The organism is Streptomyces sp. cg35, from assembly GCF_050410835.1.
GTDB lineage: Bacteria > Actinomycetota > Actinomycetes > Streptomycetales > Streptomycetaceae > Streptomyces.
Genome location: NZ_CP191268.1, coordinates 1,433,853 through 1,446,644 on the forward strand (window position 1 = coordinate 1,433,853; position 12,792 = coordinate 1,446,644).

The following is a 12,792-nucleotide window of genomic DNA, read 5'->3' on the forward strand; positions in this document are numbered from 1 at the left end:
AGTTGGGTCGAGCCGGGTCAGTCCTCGTGTCTGGCCCGGCTCGGCTGTACCCGCTTGGGCTCGCCCGGCATCTTCGGGTACTCGGGCGGGTACGGCAGATCGCCCAGGCCCCGGTCCCTCTCGTCCTTGTCGGCGAGTTCGAGGAGCGCCTCCAAGGAGTGCCGCTCCTCGTCCATCCCGGCGTGCACGTCGCCGAGTTCGGCGTACCGCTTGGGCATGGTGACGATGTCGAAGTCGCGGGGCAGCGCGTCGCCGAGCTCGTCCCAGGTGAGCGGGGCGGAGACGGGCGCGTGCGGGCGGGCGCGGACCGAATAGGCGGAGGCGATGGTCCGGTCCCGGGCCGTCTGGTTGTAGTCGACGAAGATGCGCTCACCGCGCTCCTCCTTCCACCAGGCCGTGGTGACCGACCCCGGCATGCGGCGCTCCAGTTCACGGCCGCAGGCGATGGCGGCACGGCGCACCTCGACGAAGGTCCAGCGCGGCTCGATGGGCACGAAGACGTGCAGCCCGCGTCCGCCGGAGGTCTTGGGCCAGCCGCGCAGACCGCCGAAGTCGTGCAGGACGGACCGCAGTTCCCGGGCGGCGTGCACGGCGTCGGCGTAGTCGGTGCCGGGCTGCGGATCGAGGTCGATGCGGAGTTCGTCGGGGTGGTCCGGGTCGGCGCGGCGCACCGGCCAGGGGTGGAAGGTGAGGGTGCCGTATTGGGCGGCCCAGATCACGGCGGCGACCTCGGTGGGGCACATCTCGTCGGCGGTGCGGCCCGAGGGGAAGGTGATGGTGGCGGTGGGGATCCAGTCGGGCAGGTTCTTGGGGGCCCGCTTCTGGTAGAAGGACTCGCCGGTGACGCCGTCGGGGTAGCGCTCCAGGGTGGTGGGGCGGTCGCGCAGGGCGCGCAGGATGCCGTCGCCCACGGCGAGGAAGTAGTTCGCGAGGTCCAGCTTGGTGTACCGGACCGTTCCCCCGTCGGGGAAGAACACCTTGTCGGGGCTGGACAGACGCACCGTCCGCCCGCCCGCTTCCAGCTCCACTGCCGCACCCTTGCTGCCCATGCGCCTACGCTAGGCCGAAGGGACGTACGGCGCATACCGGGCGATAAGCTGGCATAAGCGACAGAATCGGTGCATGGATCTTCCCGTGATGCCGCCGGTCCGCCCGATGCTCGCCAAGTCCGCCGCCCGGATCCCCGCCGGGATGCACTACGAGGCGAAGTGGGACGGCTTCCGGGCGATCGTGTTCCGGGACGGCACGGAGATCGAGCTGGGCAGCCGCTCCACCAAGTCGCTGACCAGGTACTTTCCCGAGCTGGTGGCGGCGCTCTCCGAGCGGCTGCCCCAGCGGTGCGTGCTCGACGGGGAGATCGTGATCGCGCGGGACGGGCGGCTCGACTTCGACGCGCTCACCGAGCGGATCCATCCGGCCGCGTCGCGCGTGCGGACCCTGGCCGAGCGCACGCCCGCGTCGTTCGTGGCGTTCGACGTGCTGGCCCTCGGCGACGAGTCGCTGGTCGACCGGCCGCTGACCGAGCGCAGGCGGCGCCTGGAGGAGGCCCTCGCGGACGCCTCGGCACCGGTGCACGTGGCCCCCGCGACGACCGATGCCGCGCTCGCGGCCGACTGGTTCGAGCAGTACGAGGGCGCGGGACTGGACGGCGTCGTGGCCAAACCCCTCGACCTGCGCTACCGGCAGGACGAACGCCTCATGATCAAGGTCAAGCACGAGCGGACCGCGGACTGCGTGGTCGCCGGGTACCGCTTCCACAAGAGCGGCCCGGTCGTCGGCTCGCTGCTGCTCGGCCTGTACGACGACGCGGGCACGTTGCAGCACGTCGGGGTCTGCGCGGCCTTCACGATGAAGCGGCGCACGGAACTGATCGCCGAGCTGGAGCCGCTGCGCATGGAGTCCGCCGAGGGCCATCCCTGGGCCGCCTGGTCGGACGAGGCGGCGCACGAGAAGTCCCGGATGCCGGGCGCGACCAGCCGCTGGACCGGCAAGAAGGACCTGTCCTGGGTGGCGCTGCGCCCGGAGCGGGTGGCCGAGGTGGCGTACGAGCACATGGAGAACGGGGCGCGCTTCCGGCACACGGCCCGCTTCCGGCGCTGGCGCCCGGACCGGGCCCCCGCGAGCTGTACGTACGCGCAGTTGGAGGAGCCCATGAGGTTCGACCTGGCGGACGTGCTGCGCTGAGCGGTCCGCCGGAGCGCGCGCGCCGCACTTGGGGTGCGCGTCCGAGGGGTATGCAGGACCCGTGGACGCGAACGGAATACGCAGGCGTGGGTTCGTCGCCGGTGCGCTCGGGGTGCTCGCGGCGGCCTGTGACCCCGACGGCAACGGTTCCCCGGCACGGCGCGACACCGCCCTGCTCGCCGTGAAGATCGACAACGTGGGTGCCGCGAGGCCGCAGACCGGCATCGAGGACGCCGACATCGTGTACGCCGAGCAGGTCGAGGGCGGGCTCAGCCGGCTGATGGCGGTGTTCGGATCGCACGTGCCGGATGTCGTGGGGCCGGTGCGCAGCGCGCGGGAGACCGATCTGGAGCTGCTGCGGCAGTTCGACCGGCCGACGCTCGCGTACTCGGGCGCCCAGGGAAAGCTGCAGCCGCTGATCGACGCGGCGCCGCTGCGCGCGATGCCGCAGGGCGAGCACTCCGGCGCGTACTTCCGGGGCGGCGGGAAGCCCGCCCCGCACAACCTCTACCTGCGCCCCGCCAGGCTGGGCCGGCCGACGTCGGGGGCGGGCGCGGGGCAGGCGGCCGGCTTCCGGTTCGCCACCGGGGTGCCGGGCGGCGGCCGGCCCGAGACGGCGTGGACGGTGCGCTTCCCCGCGGCCCGGTTCACCTTCGACTGGTCGGCGGGCCGACGGCGCTGGCTGGTGGGCATGGACGGGCGCGCGGCCGTGACGGCCGGCGGGGAGCGGCTCGCCGCGGCGACAGTGGTCGTGCAGTACGTCGACGTTCTGGCGTCCCGGTTCCACGACAAGTTCGGCAGCACGTCACCGCTGTCGCGCACCGTCGGCTCGGGGCGGGCCGTGGTACTGCGGGACGGACGGGCGTACGACGCGCGGTGGCAGCGGCCGAGCGCGGGTGAGGGCACCGCCTTCACGGCGGACGGGCAGCCGCTGGCATTCGCGCCGGGGCAGGTGTGGGTGGTGTTCGCGAAGAAGTAGCGCGGCGGCGGGCGGGCCGTGGGTGCCCGTCAGGCGTGCGGCGCCGCGAGCGGGTCCGCCGGGTCGCGCAGGCCCTCCGCCGCGTCGGCGACCCGCTGGATCAGATCGAAGAAGACCCCCTGCTCCTCGGCGCTCAGCGGGGCCAGGAAGATCTGGTTCATCCGCGCGGTGCGCACGGTCAGCTTCTTGTGCGTGCGCAGCCCCTCGGGCGTCAGCCTGAGCAGCCGTCGGCGGCCGTCCTCCGGGTCGCGCGTCCGGTCGACCAGCTCGCGCCGGGTGAGGCGGGTGATCACCTCGGCGATCGTGGACCGATCGAGGCCGACGCGTTCACCGACGGTGCGCTGGTCCAGGCCCGGCTCGGCCACCAGGGTGTTGAGGACGGCGAACTGCGGTGACGTGATCTCCTCCGAGACCATCGTGTTCCACAGCAGGTAGTGCGCCTGCTGGAGTCGCCGGGCGAGGTGCCCGGGGTGGGTGGTCAGGTCCACCGCGGCCATCACGGTCCTCCGATTACGTAGGTGTACTGAGGAATCTTAGACCCCTTGACGGTCAACTTGCCTGGTGGCAACGTGAGGCCCGTTCGAAAAATACTCAGTGCGCTGAGTAGTTTCTGGAGACGGACACCGGACGCATGGACAAGGTCGGCATGACACTCACCCAGCAGGACATCGACGCGGAGATAGCGGCCGAGCACGCCGCGTACGAGAAGCGGGTCCGCGGGGGTGGCCCCGTGGAGCACCATCCGCGCCGCGACTACGCCCCCTACCGCTCGTCGCTGCTGCGCCACCCCACCCGGCCCCTGGTCGCCATCGACGTGTCGAAGGACCCGGAGCTGGTGGAGCTGGCCTCCCCCGCCTTCGGCGAACGCGACATCACGGAGATCGACAGCGACCTCACGCGGCAGCACCACGGCGAACCGATCGGCGAGCGCATCACCGTCTCGGGCCGGCTCCTCGACCGGGACGGCCGGCCGGTGCGCGGCCAGCTCGTCGAGGTCTGGCAGGCCAATTCGGCGGGCCGCTACGCCCACCAGCGCGAGCAGCACGACGCCCCGCTCGACCCCAACTTCACCGGGGTGGGCCGCACGTTGACGGATGCCGAGGGCCGCTACCACTTCACCACGATCCAGCCGGGCCCCTACCCGTGGCGCAATCACGTCAACGCCTGGCGTCCGGCGCACATCCACTTCTCGATGTTCGGCTCGGCGTTCACCCAGCGGCTCGTGACGCAGATGTACTTCCCGAGCGATCCGCTGTTCCCGTACGACCCGATCATCCAGTCCGTCACCGACGACGCCGCGCGCGGGCGCCTGGTCGCGACGTACGACCACAGCCTGTCCGTGCCGGAGTTCTCGATGGGCTACCACTGGGACATCGTGCTCGACGGCCCGCGGGCCACCTGGATCGAAGAAGGGCGCTGAGCGACCACCATGACGAAGATCGACACGAGCGACCCGGCGAACGTGCTGCCCACGCCCTCCCACACGGTCGGCCCGTTCTACGGGTACGCGCTGCCGTTCCCCGGCGGCGGCGACATCGCGCCCGTCGGCCACCCCGACACCGTCACCCTCCAGGGGCACGTCCGCGACGGCGAGGGCGCTCCGCTGCCGGACGCCTTCGTGGAGCTGTGGGGCCCGGACCCCGACGGCCGGCTGCCGCGGGTCGACGGCTCGATCCTGCGCGACCCGGCGACCGGCGGACATCTGGGGCGCAACGGCGTGGAGTTCACCGGCTGGGGCCGCGTCCAGACCGACGCGAGCGGCCACTGGTACGCCCGCACGCTGCGGCCCGGCGCACGCGGCGACAACGCGCCCTACCTCAGCGCCTGCGTCTTCGCCCGCGGCCTGCTGGTCCATCTCTTCACCCGGATCTACCTGCCCGGCGACGACGCGGCCCTCGCCGCGGATCCGCTCCTGGCCCGGCTGGAGCCCGCGCGGCGCGACACGCTGATCGCGCGGGAGCAGCCGGACGGCACGTACCGTTTCGACATCCGCCTTCAGGGCGAGGGCGAGACGGTCTTCCTGGAGTTCACGTGACCCTGTTCGACCCCGGCACCGAGGACGCGCCCGTCGAGCGCACCACGTCCGAAGAGGCTTTTCTGCAAGCCCTGTTGGACGCGGAGGCGGGCCTGACCCGGGCGCAGGCCGCGCTCGGGCTCGCTCCGGCCGAGGCCGCCGGGACCGTGACGGCGGCCGCCTCGGCCGGCGCCTTCGACGTCCGGGACCTCGCGCGCCGGGCCCGCTCCGGCGGCAACCCGGTGATCCCGCTGGTCGCGGACCTCACGGCGGCCGTCCCCGCGGCACACGGGCCGTACGTGCACCGGGGCGCGACGAGCCAGGACATCCTCGACTCCGCCCTGATGCTCATCGCGGCGCGCACCCTGGATGCCGTGCTCGGCGAACTCGCCCTCACGGAGGGCGGGTTGGCGCGGATCGCCGCCGAGCACCGGGACACCGTGATGCCCGGACGCACGCTCACCCAGCACGCCGTGCCGACGACGTTCGGGCTGAAGGCGGCAGGCTGGCGCTCACTGGTACTGGACGCGCGGGACCGGCTGCGGCACGTACGGGAGTCCCTGCCGGTCCAACTGGGCGGGGCCGCGGGCACGTTGGCGGCCTTCGAGGCGTACGGCGCGTCCGATCCACTGGCGCTCGTCACGTCGTACGCCCAGGAACTCGGCCTCCGCGCGCCGGAGTTGCCGTGGCACGTGCTGCGGACGCCGGTCGCGGACCTCGGGGGCGCGCTGGCGTTCACGGCCGGTGCGCTCGGCAAGGTGGCCGCCGACGTCCTCACCCTGTCCCGTACGGAGATCGCGGAGGTCGCGGAGGGTGCGGGCGGCGGTTCGTCCGCCATGCCGCACAAGGCCAACCCGGTGCGGGCCACGCTGATCGCCGCCGCGGCCCGCCGTGCGCCCGGGCTCGCGGCGACGCTGTACGGGTCGATGGCCGCGGAGGACGAACGGCCGGCCGGCGCGTGGCACGCCGAGTGGGCCACGCTGCGGGAGCTGTCGCGGGTGGCCGGCGGGGCGGCGCGGGACGCGGCCGAACTGGTCGAGGGGCTCGTGGTGCACGCCGACGCGATGCGCGCCCATCTCGCCCTGACCGGCGGGGCGATCGTGTCCGAGCGGCTGTCCGCCGAACTGGCCGGGCGGTTCGGCCGTGGCCGGGCGAAGACGCTGCTCGCCGCGGCGGCCCGGCGGGCCCGCGAGGAACGGCGGCCGCTGGGTGCGGTCCTTGCCGAGGAACCGGACCTGGCGGATGTCGACGTGACGGGGCTGATGGATCCGGCGCGGTATGTCGGGGCGGCGGGCGCACTGGTGGACCGGGCGCTGGCCCGCCGGTGACCTGCCTCTTCCCACCGTGCGCCGCTGCGCGCCGCCGGGCGGCCGCGGCGGAGGAAGGCTTCCCGGGGCTCGGCCCCCGCACCCCGAAGGGGGCGCGGGGCGGCGCCCGACCCCGGACAGGTTCCGCCCGATGGCCGCCCGGCCTCCGCCCCGCGCCCCCGACCCCCGCTTCCCGACTTGTCCGCACGACGTCCCTGGAGCCCTCGTGAACCCCGCCCCCACCGCACTCCTCCACCACCGCGCCGAAGGCTCCCCGTCCGCTCCCCCGCTGCTGCTCGGCCCGTCCCTCGGGACGTCGCTCGCGCTGTGGGACCAGGTCGCGCCCGAGCTGTCGAGCGCGCACCGCGTCGTGCGGTGGGACCTGCCGGGCCACGGCGGCTCGGACGCCGGGCTGATCTCCGCCGGGGCGAGTGTCGGTGACCTCGCCGGACTGGTGCTCGCCCTCGCCGACGAGCTCGGCATCGAGCGGTTCGCCTACGCGGGCGTCTCGTTGGGCGGCGCCGTCGGACTGCACCTCGCCGTGCACCACCCGGAGCGGGTCGGCAGTCTCGCCGTGATCTGCTCCTCCGCGCACTTCGGCGGTGCGAAGGCCTGGCAGGAGCGGGCCGCGCTCGTACGGAAGGAGGGGACGGCGGGCGTGGCCGGGACGGCGCCGTCCCGCTGGTTCACCCCCGCGTTCAGCTCGCCCCGGCTCGTGCAGGACAACCGGGACGCCGACCCGGAGGCGTACGCCGCCTGCTGCGACGCGCTCGCCGCGTTCGACCTCACCGGCCGGCTCGGGGAGATCTCCGTGCCGACGCTGCTCGTCGCCGGACGCGACGACCCGGCGACCCCGCCCGCCCATCTGCGGGAGATCGCCGACGCGGTGCCGGGCGCCGAGCTCGCCGAACTGGCCGGGGCCTCGCATCTGGCGGTCGCCGAGCGCCCGGAGGCGGTCCTCGGGCTGCTGCGGGGACATCTCGGGCAGGGCGCCCGGCGCGGCATGGAGGTGCGGCGCCAGGTGCTCGGCGACGCACACGTCGACCGGGCGCAGGCGCGGCAGACGCCGTTCACCGCGGGGTTCCAGGACTTCATCTCGCGCTACGCGTGGGGCGAGATCTGGACCGATCCGACGCTCACCCGGCGCGAGCGCAGCATGGTCACGATGACCGCGCTGGTCGCGCACGGCCACCACGACGAGCTGGCCATGCATGTGCGGGCCGCCCTGCGGGGCGGCCTCACCCCGGAGGAGATCGGCGCGGTGCTCCGACAGTGCGCGGTGTACGTGGGCGTGCCCGCCGCCAACTCCGCGTTCGCTGTCGCCCAGCGGGTGCTCGCCGAGGAAGACGCAGGGTGACCCTGGCGGACGTAGGTTCAGCCGGGCCTCCTGCGCGGTCCGGCCGCGCGCCTAGCCTGGCCGCATGGCCACACTTCTGATCACCGGTGCCACTTCCGGTCTCGGCCGGTACCTCGCCCTCGACCTCGTCCGCGCCGGTCATGTCGTCCTCGCCCACGGCCGGGACCAGGGCCGTACGGACTCGCTCGTCGCCGAACTGCGGGCCGCCGCCGGCCGCGGTGGGCACGCCGAGGGGTTCGTCGCCGATCTCGCCTCGCTGGCGCAGGTGCGCGAGCTCGGCGCCCGCGTCGCCGCGGCCCGTCCGGATCTCGACGTCCTCGTGAACAACGCCGGGGTGGGGGCGGGCCCGCGCGGCGGCGGCCGTGAGCTCAGCGCGGACGGGCACGAGCTGCGGCTCGCCGTGAACCTGCTCGCGCCCGTCGCCCTGACCCGGGCGCTGCTCCCGGTGCTGCGCGCCAACGCCCCGGCCCGCATCGTGAACTGCGGATCCCTCGGGCAGTCACCGCTCGACTTCGACGACCTGGACCTCGCCCGGGAGTACAACGGGAGCGAGGCCTACTGCCGGGCCAAGTTCGCGCTCGCCGCCCACACCTTCTCGCTGGCGCGTGAGCTGTCGGGCACCGGCGTCACGGTCAACGTGATCCACCCGGCGACGTACATGGACACGGCGATGGTGCGGGACGCCGGGATCCGGCCGTGGAACAGCGTCGCCGACGGCGCCGTGGGGGTCCTCGCCCTGGCCACGGGCGCGCCGGGCGCCGAGTCCACGGGCCGGTTCTTCGACGGGCCGCGGCCGGCGCGGGCGCACCGGGCGACGTACGACCGTGCCGTGCAGGAGCGCCTCGACGCCGAACTGGAGCGCCTGCTCGGCTGAGGTCCGCGATGGCGCCGCGGCGATGAGTTCCGCTGCCTGGTCCGGCGGAGCTGACCGCGGCGCGCGGGGGCGGTACCCGGCCCCCGCGCCGACGGCGCTCTAGCGCAGCCCCCTGCCGGTCTCCAGCACGTCCCTGGCCCGCGCCGCGAGACCGTCCGCGCCGCACGAACGGGCCAGGGTCAGACCGCGGTTGAGCTCGGACAAGGAGCGCGCCGCCATGCCGTACTCGACCCGGGCGAGGGCGTGCTCGTACGCGCAGGGCGAGGCTTCGAGGTACGTGACCGCCTTGGCGTACAGGGTGAGTTGCTGCTGTCCGGTGGCCAGGGCGGCAGCGCAGCGCAGCGCTTCACCGATCGCGGTGTCCGTGCCGAAGCGCTCGGCCTGGACGCGGGCCTCCGCGACGAGCTCGGCGGCGCGGCGCGGGTCGGTGGGGGCGAGGGCACGGGCCAGGTCGCAGGCCCACGGGGCCATGATCGTGTTGTGTCCGCCACGGGCGATGGCGGCCTTGGCCGCGCTCTCCAGCTCGTTGACCCCCTCCTCGACCCGGCCGGTGGCCAGGAGCAGGCGGCCGCGGACCGAGTGCGCGTCGGGCAGCACGATCGTCGACGGGTAGGGCGGGCCGAAGGAGTAGCGGTCGGCGACGGCCTGCGCCTCGTCGGCCTTGCCGCGGGCGAGCAGGGTGTCGATGAGCATGCACGCCGCGTCCCAGTGCATCGGCAGTCCGCGCCCGACGCGGTCGGCGAGGCGCAGCGACTCGCGCAGGAACGCCTCGGCGTCGGTGAGGCGGCCGCGCCTGCGGTGCACATAGCCGACGAAGGCGTGGGCGATGGCGATGTGGCCGCCGCTCCAGCCGGCCGTCTCGTACTCGCGGACGGCCTCGGTGAACAGGCTCTCGGCCCGGTCGAGCCGGTCGGAGAACAGGTACGCGCTGCCGAGCATGGCGAGGACCTCGAAGCCCCACTCGGGGTCGGTCCAGCCGAGGCCGGGCGCGAGACGGCCGTTGACGAGGGCGCGGTCGCAGCGCTCGACGACCTCCTCCGCGTTCTCCCCGCGGGTCATCGCGTCGAAGGCGCGCAGGATCAGCAGCACGCGCTCGGGGTTGTCGCGGCCGCCGAGCCGGTCGGCGATCGCCGCGAGGTTCCGGGAGCGGCCCGGGGAGTCCTCCTCGCCGGCGTGGATGCCCTCCCACATGAAGTGCACGGCCTGGAGGCGCAGCCGGGCGGGGCCGGGGTCGAGGCGCTCGGCCTCGGTGTCGATGAGGCGCAGCGCCTCCTCCAGCTGGTCGTTGTGGACCAGGGCCTGGGAGAGGCGGCACACCGCGTCGACGCGCTGGTCGCCGTCGAGCCCCGGGGTCGTGTCGAGGGCCGCCTCGAGGTGCTTGATGGTGGTGGCGGGCGAGGTGAGCAGGGTGGCGCAGCCCAACTCGTAGAGCAGCTGCGGGCGCACGTCGGGCAGCGGCGGCTCCTGGAGGGCGCGCTCCAGACAGCGCCGGGCGGCGTCGGGCGCGCCGACGGCGAGGTGTTCGCGGGCGGCGGAGCGCATCTGCTCGACGAGTTCGGGGTCGTCGTCCGGGTGCACCTCGAGCAGGTGGCGGGAGGCCGCGGCGGGCCCGCGGCCGGACGCGGTGACGGCCCAGGCGGCCTGGCCGTGCATGGCGGTGCGGGTGGCCGGCGGGATCGCGTCGTAGACGGCGGAGGCGATCAGCGGGTGGACGAACTCCAGGGCGGTCGTGGCACCGTACGCGGAGTCGGTCAGGATGCGGGCGGCGCGCAGCCGCTCGGAGCAGCGTCCGGCCTGTTCCGGGTTGAGCCCGGCGAGCAGGGCGGCGAGTCCGGAGTCGATCCGGGTGCCGAGGATGGCGGCGGCCCAGGCGAACTTGACCGACTCGGTGCCGAGTCCTTCGAGGCGGGCGACGAGTCCGCGGCCGCGCGCCGACTTGTTCAGCGCGCGCAGCTCGCCGGCCGCGTCCTCCTGGGGGTTCAGCTCGCTGTCCTGCACCTTGGCGAGCAACTCGACGGTCTCGTACGGGTTCCCGCCGGTGACCGCCCACACCTCGCGGCAGAACGGGTCGTCGGCGTGGCCGCCGAGCGTGGCCCGGGTCAGTCCCGCGGTGGCTTCCGGGGTGAGGGCGCGCAGTCGGGCGATGCCGGGCCGGGCGGCGGCGGCCACCGCGTCCAGGCAGACGGCGGCGGCCTCGTCCTCGGGGTCGCGCTGGGCGACCACGACGAGCACGGGCAGGTCGTCGAGGCGCTCGGCGAACGCGGCCAGCCACTCCAGGGTCTCCAGGTCGGCCCAGTGCGCGTCGTCGACGAGGATCAGCAGCGGCCAGTGCAGGCGGGCCAGCCGGGACACGGCGGCCACGAGACCGTCGCGCACACCCTGCGGGTCGGCCTGGCGTCCCGTGGGCTCGGCTATGCCGAGGGCGGGGCCCGCGATGTCGTACCAGTCGCCGAAGTACTCGCGGGCCTCCTCCTCGGAGAGCTCGAGCAGGGCGGGCTGCAGGAGTTGCCGTACGACGTTGAAGGGGACGGAGGTCACCGTCTCGCCGCCCCGGGCGGTCCACACGGTCGCCCGGCCCGCCGCGACCTCGCGCAGCCGGCCGAGCAGGGCGGTCTTCCCGATGCCCGCCTCGCCCTTGTACACGACGAGGCTGCCCGACGACGCGGCGTCGCCGCACAGGTCGTCCAACGCGCTCAGCGCGACGCCGAGTTCGGACTCCCGCTCCCACAGCGGCGGGCCGGAGGAGGCGGCGTCCTCGTGCCGTCCCTGAGTCATCCCGCACCCTCCAGGTGTCGTTCACTTCGATCGATCACTTCGATCGATCGGTGTACTGGTCACGAGGGTAATGCGCGGCGGCGCGCCGTGGTGGGGGGTCTCGTGAGCCGGTGACTTTTGATCGGACCTGGGGGCCGGCCCGGTCGACGGGGCGCCGATCCGTAACGATCCCGACCGCAATGCGGACCCTCTCATCCCCTTTTCAGGCACGCCTCATACTGTTCCGTTCATGACGTCGCAGACTCCCGCAGGCTGGTACCCCGATCCCGGTCAGGTCCCCGACGGCCCGCGCACCGAACGCTGGTGGGACGGCAGCCGCTGGACGGATCAGACCCGGCCCGCCACGACCCCGCCGCCGTTCCCGCCGCAGGCGGCCGCGCCCGGTCCGGTGGCGCCGTCCCAGCAGCCGACGGCCCCTGGGACGATTCCGGCGTACCAGGACCACCAGAACTACCCGATGTATCCCGGTCAGTTGCCTCCGATGCCGCCGAAGCCGCGCAGGCGGGCGCGGATCGCGATAGCCGCCGGCATCGCGGTGGTCGTCCTCGCCGGCATCGGCGGCGGCGTCTACGCGCTCACGTCGGACGGCGACGGCAAGAGCAGCAGGGCCGGCGGGGAGTCGCGGCAGCCCCAGGAGCCGCGGCAGCCCGAGGGTCCTGGCGGCGGCGCGGGCGGGGGCGACGGCAGCCCCTCCCCCGACGCGCCCGGCTCACCGCGGGCCCCGCTCGACGAGGGCTACGCCACCGACATCGTGAACGGGGTCGCGCTGCCGGTGCTCGACGGCTGGACGGGGTCCGACGGCGCGGGCGTGGCCGGCGTGCAGACGGGCACGTACAAGTGCCCCGACGACGTGGAGCAGAGCTGCGTGAAGGGCGGCGCGTCCACCTCGTCGGCGAAGAGCCTCAAGCTCGACGCGTCGACCGCCGAGGCGGCGGCGAAGGAGGACATCCTCAAGAACGCCAAGGCGTCCTACGGCGGCAAGGTCTACGGCGGCATCCTCAACCACGACGAACTGCTGTCGAAGAAGGTCACGGTCGCCGGGCAGCAGGGCTACCGGGTCCGCTGGAACGTGGACACCAAGTCGAAGATCGACGCCTGGGTGGAGTCGGTCGCGTTCCCCTCGCCGTCCGACCCCAAGACGCTCCTCGTCGTGCGGATCGGCGTCGACATCCCGCGCACCGACAAGGAGAAGGCGGCGGGTCCGGACGACACGGCGATCGACAAGCTCGTCGGGGGCATCAAGAAGGCCGACGTCACCGGCGGCGGCACGGGCGGCAACGGCCAGGACGTCTGACCCCGGAG

The 12,792-nt window shown here is 74.1% G+C and carries 11 protein-coding genes; 8 read left to right on the top strand and 3 right to left on the bottom strand.

Annotation, left to right across the window (positions count from 1 at the left end; translation table 11 throughout):
• Positions 1 to 17: 17 nt before the first annotated feature.
• On the bottom strand, positions 18 to 1,049 hold the full coding sequence (ligD, locus tag ACQUQD_RS06940) for a non-homologous end-joining DNA ligase (protein ID WP_428951070.1): 1,032 nt from the start codon (positions 1,047 to 1,049) through the stop codon (positions 18 to 20).
• 73 nt (positions 1,050 to 1,122) lie between these two features.
• Between ligD and ACQUQD_RS06945 the strand changes: the two genes are divergently transcribed.
• Entirely contained in the window at positions 1,123 to 2,184 is a 1,062-nt protein-coding gene (locus ACQUQD_RS06945) for an ATP-dependent DNA ligase (RefSeq protein WP_428951071.1), read from the top strand.
• A gap of 61 nt (positions 2,185 to 2,245) precedes the next feature.
• Entirely contained in the window at positions 2,246 to 3,163 is a 918-nt protein-coding gene (locus ACQUQD_RS06950) for a DUF3048 domain-containing protein (protein ID WP_428951072.1), read from the top strand.
• A gap of 29 nt (positions 3,164 to 3,192) precedes the next feature.
• Here ACQUQD_RS06950 and ACQUQD_RS06955 read toward each other — a convergent pair whose 3' ends face one another.
• Positions 3,193 to 3,660, bottom strand: coding sequence for a MarR family winged helix-turn-helix transcriptional regulator (locus ACQUQD_RS06955; RefSeq protein ID WP_428951073.1), 468 nt, complete (start codon positions 3,658 to 3,660; stop codon positions 3,193 to 3,195).
• 149 nt (positions 3,661 to 3,809) lie between these two features.
• Here ACQUQD_RS06955 and pcaH point away from each other — a divergent pair, with 149 nt between their 5' ends.
• The 5 genes from pcaH (at position 3,810) to ACQUQD_RS06980 (ending at position 8,715) form a co-directional block, all read left to right on the top strand.
• Positions 3,810 to 4,583, top strand: a complete 774-nt coding sequence (gene pcaH / locus ACQUQD_RS06960) for a protocatechuate 3,4-dioxygenase subunit beta (protein WP_428951074.1) — start codon at positions 3,810 to 3,812, stop codon at positions 4,581 to 4,583.
• Positions 4,584 to 4,592: 9 nt separating this feature from the next.
• Positions 4,593 to 5,198, top strand: a complete 606-nt coding sequence (gene pcaG, locus ACQUQD_RS06965) for a protocatechuate 3,4-dioxygenase subunit alpha (protein ID WP_428951075.1) — start codon at positions 4,593 to 4,595, stop codon at positions 5,196 to 5,198.
• Positions 5,195 to 6,505 carry a 3-carboxy-cis,cis-muconate cycloisomerase gene (gene pcaB / locus ACQUQD_RS06970; RefSeq protein WP_428951076.1) on the top strand — a complete coding sequence of 437 codons (1,311 nt, stop codon included), beginning with the start codon at positions 5,195 to 5,197 and terminating at the stop codon, positions 6,503 to 6,505. The genes pcaG and pcaB overlap by 4 nt, the downstream gene beginning before the upstream one ends.
• A gap of 205 nt (positions 6,506 to 6,710) precedes the next feature.
• A complete protein-coding gene (gene pcaD / locus ACQUQD_RS06975) occupies positions 6,711 to 7,841 on the top strand; it encodes a 3-oxoadipate enol-lactonase (protein WP_428951077.1) in 1,131 nt (376 codons plus the stop codon).
• A gap of 64 nt (positions 7,842 to 7,905) precedes the next feature.
• Complete coding sequence (locus ACQUQD_RS06980; RefSeq protein ID WP_428951078.1) at positions 7,906 to 8,715, top strand: SDR family NAD(P)-dependent oxidoreductase; 810 nt, start codon at positions 7,906 to 7,908, stop codon at positions 8,713 to 8,715.
• A gap of 99 nt (positions 8,716 to 8,814) precedes the next feature.
• Here ACQUQD_RS06980 and ACQUQD_RS06985 read toward each other — a convergent pair whose 3' ends face one another.
• A complete protein-coding gene (locus tag ACQUQD_RS06985; RefSeq protein WP_428951079.1) occupies positions 8,815 to 11,490 on the bottom strand; it encodes an ATP-binding protein in 2,676 nt (891 codons plus the stop codon).
• Between the two features lie 229 nt (positions 11,491 to 11,719).
• Here ACQUQD_RS06985 and ACQUQD_RS06990 point away from each other — a divergent pair, with 229 nt between their 5' ends.
• On the top strand, positions 11,720 to 12,784 hold the full coding sequence (locus ACQUQD_RS06990) for a DUF2510 domain-containing protein (RefSeq protein WP_428951080.1): 1,065 nt from the start codon (positions 11,720 to 11,722) through the stop codon (positions 12,782 to 12,784).
• Positions 12,785 to 12,792 lie beyond the last annotated feature (8 nt).

Excerpts from the sequence above, each read along its gene's own strand:
- ligD (WP_428951070.1), bottom strand. The coding sequence starts at position 1,049 with ATGGGCAGCAAGGGTGCGGCAGTGGAGCTGGAAGCGGGCGGGCGGACG.
- ACQUQD_RS06945 (WP_428951071.1), top strand. The coding sequence starts at position 1,123 with ATGGATCTTCCCGTGATGCCGCCGGTCCGCCCGATGCTCGCCAAGTCC.
- ACQUQD_RS06955 (WP_428951073.1), bottom strand. The coding sequence starts at position 3,660 with ATGGCCGCGGTGGACCTGACCACCCACCCCGGGCACCTCGCCCGGCGA.
- pcaH (WP_428951074.1), top strand. The coding sequence starts at position 3,810 with ATGACACTCACCCAGCAGGACATCGACGCGGAGATAGCGGCCGAGCAC.
- pcaG (WP_428951075.1), top strand. The coding sequence starts at position 4,593 with ATGACGAAGATCGACACGAGCGACCCGGCGAACGTGCTGCCCACGCCC.
- ACQUQD_RS06980 (WP_428951078.1), top strand. The coding sequence starts at position 7,906 with ATGGCCACACTTCTGATCACCGGTGCCACTTCCGGTCTCGGCCGGTAC.
- ACQUQD_RS06985 (WP_428951079.1), bottom strand. The coding sequence starts at position 11,490 with ATGACTCAGGGACGGCACGAGGACGCCGCCTCCTCCGGCCCGCCGCTG.
- ACQUQD_RS06990 (WP_428951080.1), top strand. The coding sequence starts at position 11,720 with ATGACGTCGCAGACTCCCGCAGGCTGGTACCCCGATCCCGGTCAGGTC.